General features: G+C 60.8%; 20 protein-coding genes and 1 tRNA gene. 10 read left to right on the top strand and 11 right to left on the bottom strand.

Annotated features, from left to right (window positions below; translation table 11 throughout):
• Positions 1-35: 35 nt before the first annotated feature.
• On the bottom strand, positions 36-1,001 hold the full coding sequence (locus EDF70_RS10945) for a LysR family transcriptional regulator (protein ID WP_132273342.1): 966 nt from the start codon (positions 999-1,001) through the stop codon (positions 36-38).
• Positions 1,002-1,150: 149 nt separating this feature from the next.
• Between EDF70_RS10945 and EDF70_RS10940 the strand changes: the two genes are divergently transcribed.
• Positions 1,151-1,765, top strand: a complete 615-nt coding sequence (locus tag EDF70_RS10940) for an FMN-dependent NADH-azoreductase (RefSeq protein WP_132273341.1) — start codon at positions 1,151-1,153, stop codon at positions 1,763-1,765.
• 109 nt (positions 1,766-1,874) lie between these two features.
• Here EDF70_RS10940 and EDF70_RS10935 read toward each other — a convergent pair whose 3' ends face one another.
• From EDF70_RS10935 to EDF70_RS10920, 4 genes are all read right to left on the bottom strand, one after another.
• Positions 1,875-3,737 carry a GGDEF and EAL domain-containing protein gene (locus tag EDF70_RS10935; RefSeq protein ID WP_245519115.1) on the bottom strand — a complete coding sequence of 621 codons (1,863 nt, stop codon included), beginning with the start codon at positions 3,735-3,737 and terminating at the stop codon, positions 1,875-1,877.
• Positions 3,738-4,012: 275 nt separating this feature from the next.
• On the bottom strand, positions 4,013-4,336 hold the full coding sequence (locus EDF70_RS10930) for an HlyU family transcriptional regulator (RefSeq protein WP_132273339.1): 324 nt from the start codon (positions 4,334-4,336) through the stop codon (positions 4,013-4,015).
• Between the two features lie 76 nt (positions 4,337-4,412).
• On the bottom strand, positions 4,413-5,663 hold the full coding sequence (gene ilvA, locus EDF70_RS10925; RefSeq protein ID WP_132273338.1) for a threonine ammonia-lyase: 1,251 nt from the start codon (positions 5,661-5,663) through the stop codon (positions 4,413-4,415).
• Positions 5,664-5,793: 130 nt separating this feature from the next.
• Positions 5,794-5,878 (bottom strand) — tRNA-Leu (locus EDF70_RS10920).
• Positions 5,879-6,023: 145 nt separating this feature from the next.
• On the opposite strand from EDF70_RS10920, the gene EDF70_RS10915 reads away from it, so the two are divergent.
• Positions 6,024-6,257 (top strand): hypothetical protein, encoded by a 234-nt coding sequence (locus EDF70_RS10915; protein WP_132273337.1) that lies wholly within the window; start codon positions 6,024-6,026, stop codon positions 6,255-6,257.
• 73 nt (positions 6,258-6,330) lie between these two features.
• On the opposite strand, the gene wrbA is transcribed toward EDF70_RS10915, so the two are convergent.
• Positions 6,331-6,927: an NAD(P)H:quinone oxidoreductase type IV gene (gene wrbA / locus EDF70_RS10910; RefSeq protein WP_132273753.1), complete on the bottom strand. Its 597-nt coding sequence runs from the start codon at positions 6,925-6,927 to the stop codon at positions 6,331-6,333.
• Between the two features lie 298 nt (positions 6,928-7,225).
• Between wrbA and EDF70_RS10905 the strand changes: the two genes are divergently transcribed.
• Positions 7,226-7,999 (top strand): competence/damage-inducible protein A, encoded by a 774-nt coding sequence (locus EDF70_RS10905; protein WP_132273336.1) that lies wholly within the window; start codon positions 7,226-7,228, stop codon positions 7,997-7,999.
• Between the two features lie 113 nt (positions 8,000-8,112).
• Positions 8,113-8,958 carry a universal stress protein gene (locus EDF70_RS10900; protein WP_132273335.1) on the top strand — a complete coding sequence of 282 codons (846 nt, stop codon included), beginning with the start codon at positions 8,113-8,115 and terminating at the stop codon, positions 8,956-8,958.
• Positions 8,959-9,021: 63 nt separating this feature from the next.
• On the opposite strand, the gene EDF70_RS10895 is transcribed toward EDF70_RS10900, so the two are convergent.
• From EDF70_RS10895 to EDF70_RS10885, 3 genes are all read right to left on the bottom strand, one after another.
• Complete coding sequence (locus tag EDF70_RS10895; protein ID WP_245519145.1) at positions 9,022-9,444, bottom strand: DUF411 domain-containing protein; 423 nt, start codon at positions 9,442-9,444, stop codon at positions 9,022-9,024.
• 54 nt (positions 9,445-9,498) lie between these two features.
• Positions 9,499-9,876 carry a hypothetical protein gene (locus tag EDF70_RS10890; protein ID WP_132273333.1) on the bottom strand — a complete coding sequence of 126 codons (378 nt, stop codon included), beginning with the start codon at positions 9,874-9,876 and terminating at the stop codon, positions 9,499-9,501.
• Between the two features lie 110 nt (positions 9,877-9,986).
• Complete coding sequence (locus EDF70_RS10885; protein WP_132273332.1) at positions 9,987-11,264, bottom strand: YwqG family protein; 1,278 nt, start codon at positions 11,262-11,264, stop codon at positions 9,987-9,989.
• Between the two features lie 210 nt (positions 11,265-11,474).
• Between EDF70_RS10885 and EDF70_RS10880 the strand changes: the two genes are divergently transcribed.
• From EDF70_RS10880 to EDF70_RS10870, 3 genes are all read left to right on the top strand, one after another.
• The gene (locus EDF70_RS10880; RefSeq protein WP_132273331.1) at positions 11,475-11,867 is read left to right on the top strand and encodes a hypothetical protein; all 393 of its coding nucleotides are present in this window, start codon (positions 11,475-11,477) and stop codon (positions 11,865-11,867) included.
• Positions 11,868-12,089: 222 nt separating this feature from the next.
• Positions 12,090-12,587: a xanthine phosphoribosyltransferase gene (gene gpt / locus EDF70_RS10875; protein ID WP_132273330.1), complete on the top strand. Its 498-nt coding sequence runs from the start codon at positions 12,090-12,092 to the stop codon at positions 12,585-12,587.
• Between the two features lie 753 nt (positions 12,588-13,340).
• Complete coding sequence (locus tag EDF70_RS10870) at positions 13,341-17,153, top strand: vitamin B12-dependent ribonucleotide reductase (protein ID WP_132273329.1); 3,813 nt, start codon at positions 13,341-13,343, stop codon at positions 17,151-17,153.
• Between the two features lie 265 nt (positions 17,154-17,418).
• Here EDF70_RS10870 and EDF70_RS10865 read toward each other — a convergent pair whose 3' ends face one another.
• A complete protein-coding gene (locus EDF70_RS10865) occupies positions 17,419-17,775 on the bottom strand; it encodes an endonuclease domain-containing protein (protein ID WP_132273328.1) in 357 nt (118 codons plus the stop codon).
• Between the two features lie 235 nt (positions 17,776-18,010).
• Positions 18,011-18,643 carry an outer membrane protein gene (locus tag EDF70_RS10860; RefSeq protein WP_132273327.1) on the bottom strand — a complete coding sequence of 211 codons (633 nt, stop codon included), beginning with the start codon at positions 18,641-18,643 and terminating at the stop codon, positions 18,011-18,013.
• Between the two features lie 493 nt (positions 18,644-19,136).
• On the opposite strand from EDF70_RS10860, the gene EDF70_RS10855 reads away from it, so the two are divergent.
• The 3 genes from EDF70_RS10855 to EDF70_RS10845 all read left to right on the top strand — a co-directional run bounded on the left by EDF70_RS10855 (position 19,137) and on the right by EDF70_RS10845 (position 22,550).
• Positions 19,137-20,258: an acyltransferase gene (locus EDF70_RS10855; protein ID WP_132273326.1), complete on the top strand. Its 1,122-nt coding sequence runs from the start codon at positions 19,137-19,139 to the stop codon at positions 20,256-20,258.
• Positions 20,259-20,453: 195 nt separating this feature from the next.
• Entirely contained in the window at positions 20,454-21,353 is a 900-nt protein-coding gene (locus tag EDF70_RS10850; protein ID WP_132273325.1) for a hypothetical protein, read from the top strand.
• 186 nt (positions 21,354-21,539) lie between these two features.
• Positions 21,540-22,550, top strand: coding sequence for a 2-dehydropantoate 2-reductase (locus tag EDF70_RS10845; RefSeq protein ID WP_132273324.1), 1,011 nt, complete (start codon positions 21,540-21,542; stop codon positions 22,548-22,550).
• Positions 22,551-22,610: the final 60 nt, after the last annotated feature.

Raw genomic sequence — 22,610 nt, 5'->3', positions numbered from 1 at the left:
TCTCACCGCAAAACGGCAAGCCGAAATTGCTCGCCCTATTCCGCCGCCTGCCGCATGGGCCGCACATCGTCCAGCCCGAGAATTTCGGAAAAATCCTTGTGATTGGGGCAATTGGAAAGCCGCACCTTGAAGGCCTCCACCAGCCAGGATGCCGCAGGTCCCAGCGGATGCGAGGCCTTGTGCATGGCGTAAAGCGGATATTCGCCCTGCTGATAGGCATCGAGCTTCAGCGCCACCAGCCGGCCCTCGACGAGATCATGCCGCACCAGCGAGGCCGGCAGACCACCCCAGCCGAGCCCGCCCTTGATCAGTTGGTGTTTGGTGGCGATGTCGCTCACCCGCCATGTCTTGAACGACAACACATTGAAATCGCGGCCATTGGTCAGGCCCGATGCATCAGTCACCACCATCTGCACCTCTTCACGCACGTCGGCCAGCGTCAGCGGCCGGGCGATCTGCGCCAGCGGATGGTCGCTTGCCGCCACCGGCAGCATGAACGAGTGGCCGATCCTTTCCACCACCAGCGTGTCATCCTTGCTCAGCAGCGCCCCGCCAAGGCCGATATCGGCACGACCGGAAGACACCATGTCCATCACCATGCCGAGTTCACCGACATGCAGATTGAGCGACACGGAGGGAAAACGGGCGCGAAATTCGCGCAGTTCGACGACGACGGCATCGGCAGGCACCATGACGGAGATCGCCATGGTCAGCTCAGCTTCCAACCCCTGCTTGATGCTCTTTGCCCGCGCCCGCATCAATTGCAGGTCGGCAACGATGCGGCGCGCATCGGCCAGCATCGCCCGCCCCTCTTCCGTCAATTTTGGCTGGCGGCCGCTGCGCTCGAAAAGCGGCATTTCCAGCTGCGCCTCGAGATTGGCGATCGTGTAGCTGACCACCGACTGCGCACGGTTCAACCTGCGGGCGGCAGCAGAAAAGCTTCCCGTTTCGGCAACCGACAGAAAAACCTGCAACTGATCGAGCGTGGGATTGGCGTCCATTCGACCTATCCATTTCCTAGATAACTAGCTTCGACATTATCCCGGTTCTCTCGATAGGTGTCCATGCCTATTTGTGAAGCCGAGCGAGGATGGGACCTCCCAGCCCAACCTCCGAAGAAACAACCGCAATCCGTTCAAGGAATTCCGACATGTCGTCCATTCTCCTCGTCACCTCAAGCCCGCGCGCCGAATCCCTGTCGACGAAAGTGGCTACCGAATTCGTCGATAAGCTGAAGGCAAACAATCCGGCCGCAACCGTCGCACATCGCGACCTCGGCAAGAACCCGATCGCCCATCTCGACCCGGTCACCACCTCGGCCATCAAGAAGCAGCCGGCCGACCGCACGCCGGAAGAAGCCGCAGCCGTCGTCGAATCCGACACGCTGACCAATGAACTGCTGGCCGCCGACACAGTCGTCATCGCCACCGGCCTGATCAACTTCAACATCTACTCCTCGCTGAAGTCCTGGATCGACATGGTCGCCCGCGCCGGCATGACCTTCCGCTACACTGCTGAAGGCCCGGAAGGCCTGGCAAAGAACAAGAAGGTCTACATCGTCCTGTCGGCTGCCGGCGTTTATTCGGATGGCCCGGCTGTCGCCATGAACCACGCCGTTCCCTACCTCAAGACCGTGCTGGCCTTCCTGGGCATGACCGATGTCGAAGTCATCTATGTCGAAGGCACGGCCTTTGGCCCGGAAGCCTTTGAAAAGGCGATCGCCTCCGCTGCTGCCCGCACGGACGAACTGGCCAAGGCTGCCTGATCCGCATCTGATCCACCGCTGAAAACACATATGGCGACCGATGCAGATCGGTCGCCATATTTCGTTGGAAGACATTTTGTTCGATGTGCGTGCCCGCGCAGACGCGATGTCAGACCGCTTCGCGCTCCTGCATCTGTCCGCTGCGCACATTCTTGCTGCCGCGCGTAGCCTCGGCCATGCCGTTGAGCTGCATGGCAATCGCCGGGCGCACCTCTGTCAGCCGCTCGCTCACCGGTGCCGGCCGGCCAAGTAGATAACCCTGCAATTCATCACAGCCCGCCTGTGTCAGGAACAGCGCCTCCTCGATGGTCTCGACGCCTTCGGCGACGATACGCATGCCGAGCCCGTTGCCAAGCGCAATGATGGAGCGGACGATCACTTGCGCGCTGTCGACGACGCCGAGATTGCTGACAAAACTGCGGTCGATCTTGATCGTGTCGAATGGATAGCGGCTGAGATAGCTGAGCGACGAATAACCGGTGCCGAAATCATCCAGCGCCACATCGAAGCCCATCTGCTTGAGATCGCCGAGCACCTGCAGCGCGCGCTTGTCGTCATCGATCAGCACGCTTTCGGTGATCTCCAGCTCGATCTGCGACGGTTCGGCACCGGTTGCCTTCAAGGTTTCCGCCAGACGGCTGACGAAACGGCTGTTGCGGAACTGCAGCGGGCTAAGATTGATGCTGATGCGCCGGCCTTCCAGGCCACCACTCAGGCGGCATGCCTCGGCAATCACCCACTCGCCCAGCGCCACGATCTGGCCCGACGCTTCAGCCACGGGAATGAACTCGCCCGGAGGCACAAGGCCGCGCTGCGGATGGTGCCAGCGCAGCAGCGCCTCATAGGCGACAATCTCGGCCGTCGCTGCATCCACGCGGGGCTGCAGATAAAGCTCGAATTCGCCGCGCAGGATGGCGAGATCGAGATCCGCCTCCAGCGCCCGCCGTTTTTCGATCAGTTCGTTCATGCCGGGCTTGAACACCAGGCTGGTGCCTCGCCCTTCCTGCTTGGCATGGAAAAGGGCGATATCCGCCCTGCCGACCAGCCCGTCGAGATCATCCGCATGTTCCGGGCAGAGCGCCCCGCCGATGCTGACATCGGCCAGCACGATGTCGCCGCTGACGAGTTCGATCGGCTCGGCCATGCTGCGCAACAGGCGATGGCCAAAATCCTCGATCTGCGCATTCAGATGGGCGCTCGTCAGGATCACCGCAAATTCGTCGCCGCCCAGCCGCGCCACGACATCATCCGGGCCGAGCAGGCGCTGCAGCCGTGCAGCCGTCTCGCGGATCACAGCATCGCCAGCCTGATGGCCGTGGATGTCGTTGACGTCCTTGAAGCGGTCGATATCGACCATGGCGATGGCAAAGCTCGCGCCGCGTTCGGTCAGCTCCCCCACACGTTCGGCAAACAGTGCCCGGTTCGGCAGGCCTGTCAGGAAATCGTGCTGCGCCAGATGGCGAATGCGCTGTTCGGCTTCCTTGCGATCGCGCAGGTCGACGATGCAGCCGACGCGCACGCGCTCGCCACGATAGACGATGTCGCGTCCGCGCGCCTGTACCGGAATGCGTTCGCCGTCGCTCGCCACCAGCACCAGTTCGTGGATCGTGTCGTCGTTGAAGGTGGTCACGGTCGCCACATCGATTGACGGCCCGTTCTGAAGGAAATCGAAGATGCTCGTGCCCGGCAGGTCTTTCAGTGGCCGACCCAGCAGCTTCGCCAGCTGCGGATTGCCATCGACGACGATGCCGTCGCGGTGGATCATGATCGCCTCGAACGTGGCACTGGCCAGGGCCGCAACACGCTCGCCGTCATCGCCAACGACAACGTTTTTCACCTTCTTACGATGGAAAGCGGCCAGCGACCAAGCCTTTCGGCCAGGGATCAGCCAGCTGAGACCGGCAAAAACAAGCGCACCTGCGCCCAGTCCCCAATACAGGTCCGTCGTGATCGTGGCTGTGGCAGATGCCATCACTACCGCATTCGTCGCAGCCGCCGCAGCCTGCGGCTCGAGGCAGACGAGAGGGCTTAGCGCAAACCAGCCGATATGTATGCAACCTGCTCGCATCAACGGACCGACAACTCAAATGACAAGATGAGCGGACGGTAGCGGCAAGGCCTTAATTTTAGGTGATCGGCAAACGCCAGCCGACGACAATTTCAGCAACAGGATCAAGACCGTGCTGACTTTTCCGTGAGAGCGGAGAACGACTTACGTTACGGTAACCGACTCTGCGTCAACAGCCGTCAGGCCGAGCGTTCCGGCGCACCATCGGAAAACAGCGAGGCGCCGTTCTGATCAATGATCTGGCGTGCCTTGCGGAACGTGCTTTCGACTGCGTCATCCATCGAGGTGAACATGTCTGCCCGGATGAAGGTGCGCACAAGCACGGTCTCGCCGACCTGCTTTTCGATACGGCCTGCAAGCCGATACTGGCTGCCTTCCTTGATCGGCGCGGGATGGATCATGCAGCCCGCATGCTCCTGCGGCTCGACAGCCGGACCTGCGGCAGCCTTGGGCGCATCACCGGCGGAAAACATCGAAAGGAAACTGGAAAAGAATGAAGCCATGGGATTTGCCTTATCATACCAATGCCGCTGCCGGAAGCCACGCATTGACGCAGCTTCCGTCGGTTCAAAATGCCCGTCAGATGATCAGATTGGCGAGAATTTCGTTTTCGGTTATGTCCTCGTAACCGAGACCCGCGGCTTCAAAACGCTGGAACAGGCCGGCAAAGTTTTCCGGCGCCGTCGTTTCGATGCCTATCAGGATCGAACCGAAATTGCGGGCCGATTTCTTGAGATATTCGAAACGGGCGACATCATCGTCGGGACCGAGCATATCGAGAAAGTCGCGCAGCGCACCGGGACGCTGCGGCAGGCGCAGGATGAAATATTTCTTCAGGCCGGCAAAGCGCATGGCGCGCTCCTTCACGTCCGGCAAACGCTCGAAATCGAAATTGCCGCCCGACACCACGCAGACCACCGTCTTGCCAGCCAGCCTGTCCGGCCCCAGTTCCTCCAGCGCCCGGATCGACAGGGCGCCGGCCGGCTCCAGCACCACGCCTTCAAGGTTGAGCATTTCGGTGATCGTCACGCAGATGGCGTTTTCGGCGATCAGTTTTACCTGCTCGGGCGGAAAGCCGCTCAGGCGCTCGAAATTGAGGCTGCCGATACGGGCAACGGCTGCGCCATCGACAAAATTATCGACCTTGGACAGCGTCACCGGCCCACCGGCGAGAAGGCTCTTTTGCAGGCTCGGCGCGCCTTCCGGCTCGACGAACAGAAAGTTTTCGCGCGCCACGACATCCTTCAGGAAACCGGTGGCACCCGATGCCAGCCCGCCACCGCCAACCGGCAGGATAACGAGATCCGGCACCGCGTCGCTTGGCAACTGGTCCATGATTTCTGCGGCAACCGTCGCCTGGCCTTCGATGATATCGGCATCGTCGAAGGGTGGCACCATCATGGCACCCGTCGTTTCCACATGCTCGCGGGCAGCAGCATAACATTGATCGAAAATGTCGCCGACGAGACGGATCTGGATGAACGGGCCGCCGAACATGCGGGTCTTGTCGATCTTCTGCTGCGGCGTCGTCACCGGCATGAAGACCACACCCTGCACCTCGAAATGGCGGCAGACGAAGGCAAAACCTTGCGCATGATTGCCGGCCGAGGCGCAGACGAAAACACGGTCACGACCATGCACTTCTACGGCCTTGCGCAGAAAATTGAAGGCACCGCGAATCTTGTAGGAACGGACGGGAGACAGGTCCTCGCGCTTCAGCCAGATTTCGGCGCCATACCGGCGGCTCAAATGTTCATTGAGCTGCAACGGCGTTTCGGGAAAAATTTCCCGCATGGCCACCTGAGCATCCGCGACCGCGACTTTATCCAAGACCTTCACTCCCTGACCGTTCTCTCTGTTGAACCGGCTATGCCACAGCGGCGCGGAAGACAAAAGGATATTTCCGAACCCAGCGGTACGGTTGAGGTAGATGATCGGAATTGATGAGTACAGTTGGCACTGGTGCGGACGGCGGGGATCGAACCCGCAAGACCGAAGTCGAGAGATTTTAAGTCTCTTGCGTCTACCAGTTTCGCCACGTCCGCGTGACGTGTCTTTTCAGGCACATAAGCCGTGCAGTCAACAGCCGGTTTTGAAATCACGCGGATTTCAGCACGCGGCTTATATTAGCAACTACCATTGATGCGACCTCGCCAAAGCCTATGTCGATCTTTTGGCGCAGGAGCGATCATGGCAAAATTCTATCTGCATATTTCCGACGGCAAGGAAGCCGAAGTGGAAATCGACGCAGCCAATGCCCACGCGGCGATGAATGACGGGCTGAACGCACTCAGCACCTTCGCCTGCCGCAATTTCCCGCCGCCCGACAATGTTTCGATCACCGTGCTCGACGACAAGCGCCGCAAGGTGGGTCGCATGCGTTTTGTGTTTGAAATCGAATATGCCGATACTCTCGTGATGTAGTCCGTCCCATCAGGCACAAAAACAAAAGAGCGCGACATCCCTGCCGCGCCCTTCTCAAAACCTTTACAGCCGATCAGGCCAGCTTGGCGGCGATTTTTGCCACATGGGCGCCCTGGAATTTGGCGGCTTCCAGCTCGACTTCGGACGGCTGACGAGAGCCGTCGCCATCGGTGATGGTCGAGGCGCCATAAGGAGAACCGCCCTTGACGGCTTCAACGCCCATCTGGCCCTGGAAGGCATAAGGCAGGCCGACAACGACCAGGCCGTGGTGAAGCAGTGTCGGGATGAAGCCGAGAATGGTGGATTCCTGACCACCATGCTGGGTGGCGGACGACGTGAATACCGAACCGACCTTGCCGACCAGCTTGCCGTTGAACCACAGGCCGCCCGTCTGATCCCAGAAATTGCGCATCTGCGAGGCGACCGTACCAAAGCGCGTGCCGGCGCCGACGATGATTGCGTCGTATTCGGCAAGCTCATCGACGGTGGCGATCGGCGCTGCCTGATCGAGCTTGAAATGCGAGGATTTTGCCACCTCCTCCGACACCAGTTCCGGCACGCGCTTGACCGTTACCTCGGCACCGGCCGACTTGGCGCCTTCGGCAACCGCGTAGGCCATCGTCTCGATATGGCCGTAGGAGGAATAATAGAGGACCAGAACTTTTGCCATTGTCTTCGTTTCCTTGGTTTGTGTGGGTGTAGGCGCTTCGACCGGCGCGCTGCCGATCAGCTTTTTGAGAAATTCGATGATCATCGGCCCGCCTTGTAACAATCGTATGGGCGAAGCTAACGGAGGCAAGCCAACCCCGCCAGCCGATGGTTTCAGCACGCACTGTCCACTTTTCATGAACAACGACGAGAGATCTCGTTCATCTTTTGTGGAAGGCAAGCCCGCAGCATGTTGCGGCTTGCATTCATTCTGCCGCGCGCTAACGTCAAAGCATCCGCACACCGCACGAGTACCCTTCATGAGCCAGACCTCCTCCGTCACCGCCGCCATGCTTGCCATCGGCGACGAGCTTCTCTCCGGCCGCACCAAGGATAAAAATATCGGCCATCTCGCCGACCTTCTGACGATGGCGGGCATTGATCTGAAGGAAGTCCGCATCGTTGCCGACGAGGAGGATGCCATCGTCGAGGCGCTGAATGCGCTGCGCAGCCACTACACCTACGTCTTCACGTCAGGCGGCATCGGCCCCACCCATGACGATATCACCGCCGATTCGGTGTCAAAGGCTTTTGGCCTGCCCTGCATCCACGATGCGGCGGCGATGACGCTGCTTTCGGAAATGTACAAGCGCCGCGAGATGGAATTTACGGAAGCCCGCCAGCGCATGGCGCGTATGCCGCAGGGTGCAAAACACATCGCCAATCCGGTCTCGACCGCGCCCGGCTTCATCGTGGAAAACGTCTATGTGATGGCCGGCGTGCCGCAGGTGTTTCAGGCCATGGTCGACAACGTCCTGCCGACGCTGAAGACCGGCGCAAAGATGCTGTCGCGCGCCATCCCCTGTCCCTATGGCGAAGGCGATATCGGCACGCTGCTTGGCGCCATCCAGAAGGCGCATCCCGCCACCAGCATCGGCTCCTATCCGAAATATGACGGCCAGCGGTTTTCCACCGAGCTGATCGTTCGCGCCCGCGACAACGACGTTCTCGATGCGGCCGCAGCCGCCGTCGAAACAATGATTGCGGAACTCACTGCGCAGAAAACCGCCACAAACCCCTCGCCGGACGCCTGATCGCGGCCAGCCTCCTCCATCGCCGCCCCATCCTTGACCCGCAGGCCACCGCGACCCACCTTCCATACAAGGCCGGGTCTGGAAAAAATCCCGGCGCATGAGGAGGCACCGCAATGAGTTACAAGACCATCATGGCCGTACTCGATGATCCGGCCAGCGCCCGGCAGATCAGCGATTTCGCCACCTTCCTTTCCGAGCGGTTCTCCGCCCATATCGTCGGTGTGCATGCCGAAACGCTGGCCGCCGTGCCGCTGATCGCGCCGATGGAAATTCCCGATCCTGCCGCCGTGCAGGTTCTGCAGGAAGCTGCCCAGCGCGAAACCGCCTCGGTCGAGAAGATTTTTCGCGAACGCATCGAAGCACAGGGGCTGCCTTCCGAATGGCGCAGTTTTGTTTCCGCCAACGGTTATGCTTCCGGCAATGTCATAGAAAGCGCGCGTGCCGTCGATCTGATCGTCGCCAGCCAGGGGCACGCACCGGAAGGCGGCCCCGTCAATCGGGCCGATCTCGAGGCATTCCTGTTCGAAAGCGGCCGCCCCATGCTGCTGGTGCCGCGCACCCTCACCCAGCCCCAGCCGATCCGCCGCGTGCTGATCGCCTGGAACGGCTCGCGTGAGGCGACGCGTGCCACATTCGATGCGCTGCCCTTCCTGAAAAATGCCGAGAGCGTCGAAATCTTCTGCGTCGATCCGCCGGAGACATCCGGCCAGATGCCGGACATGGCAGGCGTCGAGCTCGCCGCCACGCTTTCCCGTCACGGCGTCAACGTGACGCTGCGGACCGAACACACAAGCGGCATCAAGGCATCCGCAGCCATCGAGAACCGGCTGGCCGATTCCAGCGTCGATCTGCTGGTGATGGGTGGTTATGGCCATGCCCGCTGGTGGGAAGTGCTGTTTGGCGGCGTCACCCGCACGCTGCTGGATTCGATGACGGCGCTGACGCTGCTGTCGCGCTGAGAGGACCGGGCTGCCTTCTCCCCGCAGGCCGGGGAGAAGGACGTTCACGGGAACGCACCGCGTTTAAGGCCGCACCTCGAGATAAACTGACTGCCCGCCATCCCTGCCGATCGCAACCACATCATAGGCTGCAGCCGGATCGTCGCCCATGCCAAGCGCACCGGCCGGCATGCCCGGCACGGCGACACCGGCCATATCGGGCCTTTCCTTCAGCACGCGCTTGAGCGCCGCCAGCGGCACATGGCCTTCGAACACATAGCCGTCGGCCACGGCGGTGTGGCAGCTCCAGGCCTCTTCGGGCACGCCCCATTTGGCCTTGACTGCATCCATATCGTCCACAATTTCCATACGCAAAGGCACACCGGCCGCCTTCACGGCCTTGGCCCATTCCTCGCAGCAGCCACAATACGGGTCCTTGTAGACAACCATTTCCGCCGCCTGCGCCGTCACGGAAGCCATTAGCGCGAAAGCCAGCGCGCCCATCATCAATCTCGGTTTCATCACGATATCTCCATCGTCTTCGAATTTTCAGTCAGGGTGTCAGGCGACGAATGCGCCCATCGTTTCGAGAACAGGAGATTTGGGTGGCGGCACCGGCGGCGCTAAAAACAGCACGGTAATGCCGCACTCGGCAGGCGGGCAGAAACACGGCTGCACGCCAAAGGGCGCAACCACCAGCAGGTCAGGCACGATCACAGGCGATGCCACGCATTGCATCGGACAGGCGGCAGGCGTGCATCCCGCCTCCTGGCAATATTTGCCGCCCCGTGCGGCATGCGCCTTGCCGGGATGATACGCCGTTTGAATGTGGGACGCCGCCTGCCCCGCATCATCCGATGGCATTTCCAGCGACAGCGCACCGCCTGCCAGAAACAGCGTCGCGACGAGCATCGACAGGAAACGCAGCATGATGACCATGACGGCATGATTGCACCGTCAATGCCGTAAATGAAGCGCTCACCAGAGGGACAATTGAGCGCAGCTTCTCTATCGTCAGTTTTCCCGGCGCATGCGGGCGGCCTCGCCGCTCAATCCTGCTCGTAAACCACCCAGGCCTTGTCGAAATTGCGCGCAGCCAGATCTTCTTCGCTCATCAGCACATACAGTGCGCCCGGAAAGGGATAACCGGTCGCCTCGTCGGTGCCGATCTGCAGTACCAGCCGCCAGTCCTTGGCATCTGCCAGCAGGCGCTTGCCCTGCTCCGTCTCGAATGCGGAAGTATCGCCGGCATAAAGGCCGTTTGCGGCCAGCTGGCTCATCGCCTGCATGCCGGTCTGGATGGCACGCGGCCAGCCACCAAGCTGGTGATTGCCGCCCTCGGCTGCCGTCGGCCAGCCCAGCGAAAACAGCCATTGCGAATAGATCGACGTATCGTCGCCGCTGATTTCGCCGACCGTATCCCAGCCGCTGTCGCCGACCGGCACCGTGGTCACGACAGAACGCGGAGAAATGGCTGCGGCCTTCAGGCTGGCGGCACCGGGAAAATCCGAGAGTTCCTTCGGCAGAGGCTTGCGCTCGAGTTCGGCTTTCGGCGTGTCGTCATAAACCAGCTTCCAGCCGGCTTTTCCGCGCGGCTCGTAGCTCGCCGGCAGAACCGGCATGTCGTAAAAGAACAACAGCCTGCCCGTCGTCGGCAGCGCCTTGTCGAAACCGGGTTCGCCGGCCAGAGCCGCCAGATCCACCTGCGCGACAAACGGCAGCGGAAACGGTTTTATCACGGTCTCGGCCAGCAGTTTCTGTTCGACAGCCGCCTTGACGGCCACATCCGCCGGCAGACCGGTGGCATTGGCCAGATCGGCTTCACTCACCTCGGCGCCGGCATCCTTCATGACTTTCAGCGCCGCAGCCCTTGCCTCCTCGTTGGCGCGCTTGCGCTCATCGGCAAAAGCCCTGCCCTCGGCTTCCGGCACCCAAGGCGGCACGACACCGGCATCGGCATAGAAATTGGCGGCATCGGCGGTGAACTGTTCGGCCAGTTCCACCGCATTCTCATAAACCGGCCGCATCGGCCATGCGACACCCTTAGGCAGGTCCGGCAGGCCACCGACCTTGGACGAACCGAGCGGCAGCGCCGTTTCATCGGCGGGTTTGGTATCGAGCACGATGCCATCGCGCGCCACCTTGACGATCGCCGCCACACCGGCCGCCGACATGCCGGCCTCGGTCAAACGGTCGGACAGTTCGTCACGTGATGAGGGCAGCGCCATGATCTCCTCGCCCTCCTGCGCAAATGCCGCATGGGGGCTGGACAGGGAAATACAGGCCAACAGGCTGCAGGCGAGAGCGAGACGGAAACGGCGGGCCATGGTCGGCTCCTCGGGCTGGTCGCGGGGAAAAGAGCAGTGCCGTGACTCGCGTGACAAGATCAAGTCGGATGCGGTGGGCTGTACATCGCCGCGCGTTTTCGTCCCAACTCGAACGAACAGGGCCTTGCGCTAGAATTGGTCGTGTTTCCACTTTTATCGTGATAGCCGTCCTTCGTCGCCCAGCTCATTTTCCTCAGAAGGGAAATCTGTATGAAGTGCCTGCGCATCTACGCCACACCGGATGGTGAATCTCATTTCGATGAAATCGAACTGCCAACGACGAAGCGGTCAGTACATCCAGATGCGGTTCCGTTTGACGTTACCGCCAGCTACCCAGCCTCACGTGTCCGGATCACTCATATTCCGGAGGGTATGCGGGAAGTTGCGTGGCACAAGGTACCAGAGCCGGTGCTGACCGTCAGGCTTGATGGATCCGTAGAATACGAAACCAGTGACGGAGAGGTGCGCCAGGTTTCGGCTGGCAGTTTCGTGCTGGTCATGGACACCCATGGGAAAGGCCATCTTTCGCGACATTCACCAGAGGCTCAGACCGTCATCTGGATATCATTGCCAAACGGCCTTGATCTTCCATCGCCGCAATGACCGTTCATCCATTCGTGGCAGACATGCCGTCCAGTCCGCCACTCGCCCACCTACAATTCCCCCGATCATCCACAGCACCCTCACCCTCCCGCTTGCCATCGATCCGCCAATACCGTTATGAAAGCCTGCAAGGGGCCGGAAAACCGGCCTTTCGGCGTCTCCGCCCTCACTACCGGCGCGGCCGCCCGTTTTCTTTCACACCATGCTTGCGGAGCCCGTCGGATGTCTCTTCCCGATAAAGCCTTTCCCGTTTCCTGGGATCAGTTCCACCGTGATACCCGTGCGCTCTCGTGGCGGCTGTCCGGCCTCGGCCAGGAATTCAAAGCCATCGTCTGCATCACCCGCGGCGGCCTCGTGCCGGCGGCGATCATTTCGCGCGAACTCAATATCCGCATGATCGACACCGTCTGCATCGCCACCCGCCATGATTACGTCAATCAGGGCGATACCGTTCTCCTCAAGGGCATTTCGCCGGAACTGATGGAAAATGGCGGCGAAGGCGTGCTCGTAGTTGACGATCTCACCGATACCGGCAAGACGGCACTGGAAGTGCGCGCTATGATGCCAAAAGCGCATTTCGCCTGCGTCTACGCAAAACCCTCCGGCGTGCCGACCATCGACACCTTCGTGACAGAGGTTTCGCAGGATACGTGGATCTATTTCCCATGGGACATGGGCTTTACCTATCAGGAGCCGATCGCCAAGGGCCATCGCGGCTGATGGCCGACAGCCGCTGATTCGCCAAAAAATCTCTGGCCAGCCCCATGCATGCAGGGCTGGTCTTCCAAATCCGCACGGCGTCCCATTTCGGAACGATTAAAGAGCGTGGTCCACTTTGGGTGCCGCGCTCTTTCCATATCTGGTGATGCCTTGGCATGCCGGGGACACGGCGGTGGCGAGGTGACAAGCTCTTTCCGAAATCCACCGGAAAATGTGGCAATTTATCGTCGCTTTTGTGGTGCACGGCCGTTCATTTTCCGGCTCATCACTGCTTGACCTCCAAAAACTTTCTCGCAAGCAATTGAGATTTAACGGCTATTTTTTCTCCCCGTTTTCCACAGGCCCCAACCACAATATCTTGTGGTTAAAAAAGTGTGGCAGACCAGCCCTTGACCCAAAGGCTGCGACTCGGCATGAATGATCCCATGTTGCGGCGGCGACTGGACCGGATATACGAGACCGGCCCTCCTTCGATTTGTAGATTTCCTGCATGGCTCGGGCCGACATGACTGTCGCCTTGGCAACGGGTTTTCGTGCGCGTTCGAATGCTTGCCAATGCGGTGCCCAAGGCTGGTAAAAATATTCTGTTAATGCTATATTTAGCGTTTGCAGCCAGCATCGGACACAAGATACAGGTTAAGCAATCACTGCTGATTCACCTGGATCACCGAATCCGACCGGCTGCCCATGATGGCGAGCGGCCGGCGCTGAAGATTTGCGCCTTGAGAGGCGCCACGAACTAAGGACGAGACCATGCGCATTGAACGTCGTTTCACCAAGCCCGAGACCGGGGCTTATGGCGAGATCGCTTTCCGCAAGGCGGTGAGCGAGATCCGCAACCCGGACGGCTCCATCGTTTTCCGTCTCGCCGATATCGAGGTGCCGACCCAGTTTTCTCAGGTCGCCACCGACGTTCTGGCCCAGAAATATTTCCGCAAGGCCGGCGTGCCAAAATTCCTGAAGAAGGTCGAGGAAAACGACGTTCCTTCCTTCCTGTGGCGTTCGGTTGCCGATGAAAAGGCGCTGAAGGACCTGCCGGAGAACGAGCGTTACGGCTCGGAAACCGATGCGCGTCAGGTGTTTGATCGTCTCGCTGGCACCTGGACCTACTGGGGCTGGAAGGGCAAGTATTTCTCGTCTGAAGAAGATGCGAGCGCCTTCAAGGACGAGCTTGCCTATATGCTCGCCACGCAGCGCGTCGCCCCGAACAGCCCGCAGTGGTTCAACACCGGCCTGCACTGGGCCTATGGCATCGATGGCCCCGGTCAGGGCCACTTCTATGTCGACCCCTTCACGGGCAAGCTGACGAAGTCGAAGTCTTCCTACGAACATCCGCAGCCGCATGCCTGCTTTATCCAGTCCGTCGAGGACGACCTCGTCAACGAGGGCGGCATCATGGACCTGTGGGTGCGTGAAGCCCGCCTGTTCAAGTATGGCTCCGGCACCGGCTCCAACTTCTCCTATCTGCGTGGCGAAGGCGAGAAGCTTTCCGGCGGCGGCAAGTCGTCGGGCCTGATGTCCTTCCTGAAGATCGGTGACCGCGCTGCCGGCGCCATCAAGTCGGGCGGCACCACCCGCCGTGCGGCGAAAATGGTTGTGGTCGACATCGACCATCCGGATATCGAAGCCTATATCGACTGGAAGGTGAAGGAAGAGCAGAAGGTTGCCGCTCTCGTCACCGGTTCCAAGATCGTTGCCCGTCACCTGAAGTCGATCATGAAGGCCTGCGTCAACTGCGAGGCCGATGGCGACGATTGCTTCGATCCGCTGAAGAACCCGGCCCTGAAGCGCGAAATCCGCGCTGCCAAGAAGGACCAGGTTCCGGAAAACTACGTCAAGCGCGTCATCCAGTTCGCAAAGCAGGGTTACAAGGATCTTGATTTCAAGACCTATGACACCGACTGGGATTCGGAAGCCTACCTGACGGTTTCGGGCCAGAACTCCAACAACTCCGTCTCCTTGAAGGACGACTTTCTGCGCGCCGTCGAAAACGACGGTGACTGGAACCTGACCGCCCGCAAGGACGGCAAGGTCATGAAGACGCTGAAGGCACGCGACCTGTGGGAAAAGATCTCCTACGCCGCATGGGCGTCGGCCGATCCGGGCCTGCATTACAACACCACCATGAACGACTGGCACACCTCGCCGGCCGCGGGCCCGATCCGCGCCTCGAACCCGTGCTCGGAATACATGTTCCTCGACGACACCGCCTGCAACCTGGCGTCCCTGAACCTGTTGCAGTTCAAGTCGGCCGCCACCAAGCGCATCGACATCGCCGATTACGAACATGCCGTTCGCTTGTGGACCGTCGTTCTCGAAATCTCCGTGATGATGGCGCAGTTCCCGTCCCGCGAGATTGCCGAACGCTCTTACGAATACCGCACGCTTGGCCTCGGCTACGCCAATATCGGCGGCCTGCTGATGTCGACCGGCATTCCGTATGACTCGAAGGAAGGCCGCGCCATTGCCGGCTCGCTGACCGCCATCATGACCGGCGTTTCCTACGCCACGTCGGCTGAAATGGCATCGGAACACGGCCCATTCCCGGGCTTTGCGCCGAACCGCGACAACATGCTGCGCGTCATCCGCAACCACCGCCGCGCCGCTCACGGCGAAACGTCGGGCTATGAAGCCCTGTCGGTTGATCCGGTCGCTCTCATCCACGAAGAGAACCCGGATCAGGATCTGGCAGTGCATGCCATGGCCGCATGGGACAAGGCGCTGGAACTCGGCGAACAGCACGGCTACCGCAATGCCCAGGTATCTGTTATCGCGCCGACCGGCACGATCGGTCTCGTGATGGATTGCGACACGACCGGCATCGAGCCCGACTTCGCACTGGTCAAGTTCAAGAAGCTCGCCGGTGGCGGTTACTTCAAGATCATCAACGGTGCCGTTCCGGAAGCGCTTCGCACACTCGGTTACTCGGAAAGCCAGCTTGCCGAAATCGAAGCCTATGCTGTCGGTCACGGCAACCTCAACCAGGCCCCGGCCATCAACCCGTCGACGCTTGCCGCCAAGGGTTTCCCGGCTGACAAGATCGAAGCCGTCAACGGCGCTCTCAAGGCTGCCTTCGACATCAAGTTCGTGTTCAACCAGTGGACGCTTGGCGCCGACTTCCTCAAGGAAACCTTGAAAGTTTCCGACGAGCAGCTGGCCGACATGAGCTTCAACCTGCTCGAGCATATCGGCTTCTCCCGCAAGGACATCGACGCCGCCAACATCCACGTCTGCGGTGCGATGACGCTGGAAGGCGCGCCGTTCCTGAAGGACGAACATCTGGCCGTATTCGATTGCGCCAACCCCTGCGGCAAGATCGGCAAGCGTTATCTGTCGGTAGAATCGCACATCCGCATGATGGCAGCTGCCCAGCCGTTCATCTCGGGTGCGATCTCCAAGACGATCAACATGCCGAACGACGCGACTGTCGAAGAGTGCGGCGAAGCCTACATGCTGTCCTGGAAGCTGGCCCTCAAGGCCAACGCCCTTTACCGTGACGGCTCCAAGCTTTCGCAGCCCCTCAACGCCTCGCTGATCGACGAAGACGATGCCGACGACGCTCTCGAAGAGCTGATCCAGGCACCGGCAGCCGCGCAGGCGGTCACCGTCACCGAAAAGATCGTCGAGCGCATCATCGAGCGTGTATCGCGTGAACGTGAAAAGCTGCCGAACCGCCGTCAGGGTTACACCCAGAAGGCCAATGTCGGCGGTCACAAGGTTTACCTGCGCACCGGCGAATTCGGCGATGGCCGCATCGGCGAAATCTTCATCGACATGCACAAGGAAGGCGCCGCCTTCCGTGCGATGATGAACAACTTTGCGATCGCCATATCGCTGGGTCTGCAATACGGCGTACCGCTGGAAGAATATGTGGAGGCATTCACCTTCACCAAGTTCGAGCCGGCCGGCATCGTGACGGGCAATGACGCGATCAAGAACGCCACGTCGATCCTCGACTACGTGTTCCGCGAACTCGCCGTATCGTATCTCGGCCGCCACGATCTGGCGCATGTCGATACGTCGGACTTCTCGCAGACCGCACTCGGCAAGGGCATTCAGGAAGGCAAGACCCAGCTCGTTTCGACCGGCTGGACCCGCGGTTACAAGCCGACCCTGATCCAGGGCGGCCAGATTGACCGCGCTGCCGGCGAACCGAAGGGTGCAGCCACGGCAGCCCCTGCCCGCGCCTCGGCCAATGTGACGGCGTTTGCCGGCTCGGCTGCCCGCAAGCTGGAACCGGCTGTCGCCATCTCGACCTCGGAAATCGTCGCCTTCAAGCGCGATTACGAGGAACGCGCCAAGGAACTGGCCGAAGAGATCGCCGAGGAAGCACCGCTGGCCAGCGAAAGTGAACAGGCCGCAACCGCGCTGTTCTCCGACAAGGCAGCAGCGGATGCCGCATCGGCAAAGGCCGAAGCCAAGAAGGTGGAAGCCGACCGCCGCATGAAGTCGATCATGCAGGGGTATACGGGCAACATGTGCTCCGAGTGCCAGAACTTCACGATGGTGCGCAACGGCACGTGCGAGAAGTGCGACACGTGCGGTGCTACGAGCGGCTGCAGCTGATTGACGCGACAGCGTTGAATGAATGAGAAAAGCCCGGTTTCACGACCGGGCTTTTTGGTATCGGCTGGCAGAAACATGCCCCCTCACCAAGCGCGTCCAGCGCTCGGCTTCGCCTCTCGCGGACTTGCTATCCTCTCCCTCAAGGGGAGAGGTAAGACGCTGCGGCCCTTATCTCTCCCCTTGAGGGAGAGAAAGCGATTTCAACACCTTAGCCAAAGGCTAAGTGTTAGAAATCGCAAGTGAGGGGTAAACGCCGCCTCCACCATCACTCACCTCGATTCATCAACTCGGCGACAATTTTCATCACCACACCATCCAGATTGCGTTCCACCTCGTCGTTCCAGAAGCGCAACACGCGAAAACCTTGCGACCTGAAATAGGCGTCACGCACTGCATCTGACGCGCTTTCGGAGTGCTGGCCACCATCCACTTCGATAATCAGTTGCGCCTCGAAACAGACGAAATCGAGAATGTAACCGCCGGTCGGCACCTGCCGCCTGAACTTGAAACCTTCAAGCTGCCGATTGCGCATCGCCTGCCACATCAGGTTTTCCGCCTTGGTGGAATCCGTCCGCATCGCTTTCGCATATCGGCGATGCTTGTCTGGAATGTTTCTATGCATGTGATGCCCCCAGCCGGGAAGCATTTAACCGCCGGCTGAAAGGGAAAGGCAAGATGGTTGCGGCAGCGTGTTTACCTCTCCCCCTGCGGGAGAGGATACAAGATCATGATCTTAGCTTCAGCTAAGTCATAGATTTTGTTGGTGAGGGGCAACCTTCTGCGCCCCCACAAACGCAAACAGCGCCGCGCACCCTTCCGGGCACACGGCGCTGCCGCAATCATATCAGGCGCAAATCCTAGAAGTGGTAGTTCACGCCGGCCTTGATGGTGTGATCCTTGACGTCGCTTTCGGCAACGGTGCCGCTGGCGGTGTCGAAGCTGCGGACGTCGCCGGTGCGGGTGTAGTTATATTCCACGCGGCCGGAAATCTGCTGGTTGAACTTGTGCTCAACGCCGGCGCCGAGCTGCCAGCCTGGCTTCCAGCCGTCAGGACCTTCAACACCAGCGCTGTCGCGGATGCTGGTCATGGCGACGCCGCCTGTGCCGTAGATCAGCGTATTGCCGAGCGGCATACCGACCTTGGCCTTGCCGGCCAGGCGGTAGCGTTCCTGCAGGTTGCCATTAGGCACGTTTACTTCGACATCGCCCAGATGCGAGAACTCGACTTCGCCACCGACGACAACGCCGTTGGTTTCCATGTTGTAGCCGCCGTGGACGCCGCCGGTGAATTCCTTGTCGCCCGAAAACGGGTTGCTGCGCTCCGAAGAGGTGCCGGCATGGATACCGACATAACCGCCGGTCCAGCCCGAATCCTGCGATACAGGCTCGTTGTAGGACGGGGCTTCATAAGCATTGGTGAGATCGGCAGCGAAAACCGGGCCGGAAACGAAAGTGGCGGCAAGCGCCAAAGCAAGCGACTTCTTGATCATGACTATACTCCATACACAGCCCGCAGATGGTGGATGCGCGGGCGATACATCGGCTTGCGCCACGGAAGTTTCCAATCGGTCCAGCCCGGTCCCCTGACCGTCTTGGCACTTCCGCACCGGTATGCCTTTAACTTTCACGAAATCATAAACAGTCCATTAACCGCGCCGCGCCGTCGCCCCCGCGCCGATACCGCAACAGCCCCGGTTTTCCGCATTCACGCCTGAGCGGAGCGAAAGAGCCGATAACGGAATCAAGTGCTTGCAATTATCCCGACATTTGATCGCCTTTCGCGGTCGCCTGCAGATATTTTTTTCGTGATCACGGCCGAAAAAACAGCCAGCATCAGCGGGTGAGCCAGCCTTGGCCGCAACCACATGATCCCGGTCCGTACCGAAACCATGGGAGAACGGCAGTTTTGCCAAAAGGTTTGTCTGGTCACGGCAGCGCCCTCCGCTATCTTGGGAAACCCACACCCTGAGCGACCGGAAGCCCATGAGCGAAACGCCTCCAAAAACCCGCGAACGTTTTGTCCTGCTCGATGGTTTGCGTGGTGTCGCCGCCGTGTTCATCGTGCAGCGCCATGCCGAGCCGATGCTGGGCGACGCCCTGCCCTCCAGCTATCTCGGCGTCGACCTGTTCTTTGCCCTGAGCGGTTTCGTGCTTGCGCATGCCTATGGGTCGGCGCTGGCCTCCGGCGCCACGTCGTCGCTCGCCTTCATGAAGGCGCGGCTGCTGCGGCTTTACCCGCTCTATCTGGTCGCGCTGGCGCTCACCGTCGGTTATTACCTGCGCATGTACCAGACCGGCCTGCCGGTGATGGCGGACGAGGTGGTGGCACCGGGCGAGCTTGCTGCCGCCATCGTCACCGGCCTTCTGTTCCTGCCGACGCCCTTCACCATCTCCTTCAACGCTGCGCTGTTTCTCGTCCACCCCGCATGGTCGCTGTTCGATGAACTGGTCGCCAACTTTGCCTATGCGGCGCGCGGCGTGCGCCTGCAAAGCCGCCATATCGCCGTCGTCATCGCCATCAGCGCCGCCGTGCTGGTCATTGCCGCGCTGCAATTCGAGCGCCTGCATGCGGGCTTCCGCTGGAACGAGATGTATGCCGGCCTTGCCCGCGTGTTCTTTTCGTTTTCCGCCGGCGTGCTGATCTATCGCCATCGCCGCAGGACGCAGAAACTTCAGCCGCTCGCAGCCCTCGCCTGCCTCGCTGTCACGGCCGCCGTGCTCGCCGCGCCGACGCCAAAAGATGTGAAATGGATCTTTGATCTGATCGTCGTCTTCCTCGTCTGGCCGGCTATGCTCTATGCCGCAAGCGGCATCCTGCCCGACCGCCGCACCGCCGCCGTCTCCACCTTCCTCGGCACGGCCTCCTACGGGCTTTACGTGCTGCATTCGCCCTTCATCGATTGGGCTGTGCTCGGCTGGGCGACATGGACCGGCAACAGCATCGGCGACCTGCCGTTCGCGCCGGTTGCCGGCACCGCCTTCATCGGCCTTTGCGTGCTCCTGTCATGGTGGCTGACGGTAGCGTTCGACGAACCCTTGCAGCGCCGTTTCAAGCGTGCCCGCGCTGACCGCCGTCCACTGGCCGACAATCCCGGAGGCCCCTGAAACATCCGCACCCATAGATGACGCATGACCGGCGGAACCAAAGCATTCACCGCGTGTTGAAATGCCACACGGCAGCAATAGACCGTGATCATTTCAGGAGGTTCATCATGGGACGCGGTATTCTTCTCTGGCTTCTGGGTATTCCACTGCCGATCGTCATCCTTCTCGTCCTGTTCCTGCGCTGAGGAGGCTGACATGCCCCTCACCTCAACAGACGCCACGGCGCTCACGCCGGTCGAATCCTCGAAATCGGCCGTCGCCTGGGGACCGATCATCGGCGGGGCGGTCGCCGCCACCGGCGTCAGCCTCATCCTCATCATGTTCGGCTCCGGCCTCGGCCTCACCATGGTCTCGCCCTGGGCGGGCGAAAGCAGCTCGGCGGCAACGGTCGGCATCACCGCCGCGATCTGGCTGATCGTCGTGCAATGGCTGTCCTCGGCGCTCGGCGGTTACCTGACCGGTCGCCTGCGCACCAAATGGGCGGCCGTCCATACTGACGAAGTGTTTTTTCGCGATACCGCCCACGGGCTCGTGTCCTGGGCCGTAGCCACCCTCTTCGTGGCAGGGGTCCTCACCTCGTCGCTGACCTCGCTTGCCGGTGCCGGTGCGCAGGCAGTCGGCAGCGCTGCCGCCACAGCCACGGTGGCCGCCGCCTCGACATCCGGTGGCCCGGCAGACACGTCGGCTGCAACGTCATACTTCACCGATGCATTGCTGCGCCCGGAACGGGTTTCGTCCAATGCGCAGGGTGATGACACCGCGGCAACCGCCGAAGTCTCCCGCATCCTCGTCAACGGCGCCGTTGCCGGCGGCGTGCCGGAAGACGACAAGGCCTATCTCGCCGCCATCGTCTCGGCCCGCACCGGGCTGGAACCGGAACAGGCACGTAGCCGCGTCGATGCCGTGCTGCAGCGTATCGAAGCCGCCAAGGTCGCCGCTCAGGAAGCGACCGACAAGGCCCGCAAGGCAGCGGCAACCACCGCACTGGTCGGCGCCATCTCGCTGCTGGTCGGTGCCTTCATCTCCTGCGCGGCCGCCGCTCTTGGCGGACGCCAGCGTGACGAGGAAGAAGACCTGATCGCCGCCCGCCTCTGAGCGCGACCCGATCTGACGAAAACGAAGCCTCGCAGCGATGCGGGGCTTTTTTGTCGCGTCACGTCAACGCAACGTGAGCCAAGTTTATGATGCCAAACAAAATGCGGATCGGAGTGTGGTTTTGCTCGTAGAATCGTTTCCATCCCCTAATCTGGCGCTTGATGAAAGCGAAGGAGCAATGAAGGCATGACCGAGTTGAAAAACATCTGCGTCTATGGCGCCGGAGCGCTTGGTGGCACACTGGCGGCACGACTTGTGGAAGGGCTCGGCGACACGGTTTCCGTTTCCGTCATCGCGCGCGGTGCGCATCTCCAAAAAATCCGTGAGAACGGCCTGGAAGTGCGTGTGAGCGGTGAAGACAAGCCGACCATCGTTCCCGTCACCGCAACCGACGACCCGAGGACGCTGCCCAAGCAGGATCTCGTCATTACCGGCCTGAAAGGTCATCAGGTACCGGCAGCGGCGGAAGGCATCGCCCATCTGCTGGCCGATCACACCCGCGTCGTGATGGTGCTGAACGGCATTCCGTGGTGGTATTTTCACCGCGACGAGAAGAGCGGCCATGCCGAACATCGCCTGCCGGAACTCGATCCCGGCGATCGCCTGTGGAATGCCGTCGGTCCACAACGTGTAATCGGCTGTGTTGCCTATCAGGGCGCCGAAGTGGTCGAACCGGGCATCATCCAGCTGCCGGCGCGTGGCCGTTTCATTCTCGGCGAACCGTCCGGCGAGATTTCGGCTGATCTGCAGGCCATCTCCGATCTCCTGACGCAGGCCAATGTCAAAATCATTCAGACCGCCGATATCCGTGGCGAAATCTGGAGCAAGCTGATGGGCAATGCGTCCTTCAATCCGATCAGCGCACTGACAAAAGCCCTCAGCGACCGCATCGTTACCGATCCAGCCCTTCTGGCGTTGATGAGCCGCGTCATGCAAGAGGTGTATGCCGTCGCTTCCGCCCTCGGCAGCCAGCCGGCGCAGACGGTCGAGGAACGATTGAAGGAAGCGATGACGATCGGCCCCCACCCCACCTCCATGCTTCAGGATTTCCTTGCAAAGAAACCGCTGGAATATGTCCCGCTGGTTGAAATGGTGGTGCGGCTCGGACAGATGACCGAAACACCGGTGCCGGCGCTCGATACCATCCTTGCACTGGTCGGCGAACTCGACCGGCAGAACCGTGAGGTTCAGGCCTGATAAATCGAGTCAACGGCTTGTGAGATAGAATCAGGAAAGCCCGACAAGGCGCTGATATGG

The organism is Neorhizobium sp. JUb45, from assembly GCF_004343585.1.
Classification (GTDB): domain Bacteria; phylum Pseudomonadota; class Alphaproteobacteria; order Rhizobiales; family Rhizobiaceae; genus Neorhizobium.
Note: the sequence above shows the minus strand (reverse complement) of the source record. Positions and strands in the feature narration are given on the sequence as shown.

Excerpts from the sequence above, each read along its gene's own strand:
- EDF70_RS10940 (WP_132273341.1), top strand. The coding sequence starts at position 1,151 with ATGTCGTCCATTCTCCTCGTCACCTCAAGCCCGCGCGCCGAATCCCTG.
- EDF70_RS10855 (WP_132273326.1), top strand. The coding sequence starts at position 19,137 with ATGAGCGAAACGCCTCCAAAAACCCGCGAACGTTTTGTCCTGCTCGAT.
- EDF70_RS10890 (WP_132273333.1), bottom strand. The coding sequence starts at position 9,876 with ATGGTCATCATGCTGCGTTTCCTGTCGATGCTCGTCGCGACGCTGTTT.
- EDF70_RS10895 (WP_245519145.1), bottom strand. The coding sequence starts at position 9,444 with ATGATGGGCGCGCTGGCTTTCGCGCTAATGGCTTCCGTGACGGCGCAG.
- wrbA (WP_132273753.1), bottom strand. The coding sequence starts at position 6,927 with ATGGCAAAAGTTCTGGTCCTCTATTATTCCTCCTACGGCCATATCGAG.
- EDF70_RS10935 (WP_245519115.1), bottom strand. The coding sequence starts at position 3,737 with ATGGCATCTGCCACAGCCACGATCACGACGGACCTGTATTGGGGACTG.
- EDF70_RS10915 (WP_132273337.1), top strand. The coding sequence starts at position 6,024 with ATGGCAAAATTCTATCTGCATATTTCCGACGGCAAGGAAGCCGAAGTG.
- gpt (WP_132273330.1), top strand. The coding sequence starts at position 12,090 with ATGTCTCTTCCCGATAAAGCCTTTCCCGTTTCCTGGGATCAGTTCCAC.
- EDF70_RS10880 (WP_132273331.1), top strand. The coding sequence starts at position 11,475 with ATGAAGTGCCTGCGCATCTACGCCACACCGGATGGTGAATCTCATTTC.
- EDF70_RS10930 (WP_132273339.1), bottom strand. The coding sequence starts at position 4,336 with ATGGCTTCATTCTTTTCCAGTTTCCTTTCGATGTTTTCCGCCGGTGAT.
- EDF70_RS10905 (WP_132273336.1), top strand. The coding sequence starts at position 7,226 with ATGAGCCAGACCTCCTCCGTCACCGCCGCCATGCTTGCCATCGGCGAC.
- EDF70_RS10860 (WP_132273327.1), bottom strand. The coding sequence starts at position 18,643 with ATGATCAAGAAGTCGCTTGCTTTGGCGCTTGCCGCCACTTTCGTTTCC.
- EDF70_RS10900 (WP_132273335.1), top strand. The coding sequence starts at position 8,113 with ATGAGTTACAAGACCATCATGGCCGTACTCGATGATCCGGCCAGCGCC.
- EDF70_RS10850 (WP_132273325.1), top strand. The coding sequence starts at position 20,454 with ATGCCCCTCACCTCAACAGACGCCACGGCGCTCACGCCGGTCGAATCC.
- EDF70_RS10865 (WP_132273328.1), bottom strand. The coding sequence starts at position 17,775 with ATGCATAGAAACATTCCAGACAAGCATCGCCGATATGCGAAAGCGATG.
- EDF70_RS10870 (WP_132273329.1), top strand. The coding sequence starts at position 13,341 with ATGCGCATTGAACGTCGTTTCACCAAGCCCGAGACCGGGGCTTATGGC.
- EDF70_RS10945 (WP_132273342.1), bottom strand. The coding sequence starts at position 1,001 with ATGGACGCCAATCCCACGCTCGATCAGTTGCAGGTTTTTCTGTCGGTT.
- EDF70_RS10845 (WP_132273324.1), top strand. The coding sequence starts at position 21,540 with ATGACCGAGTTGAAAAACATCTGCGTCTATGGCGCCGGAGCGCTTGGT.
- EDF70_RS10885 (WP_132273332.1), bottom strand. The coding sequence starts at position 11,264 with ATGGCCCGCCGTTTCCGTCTCGCTCTCGCCTGCAGCCTGTTGGCCTGT.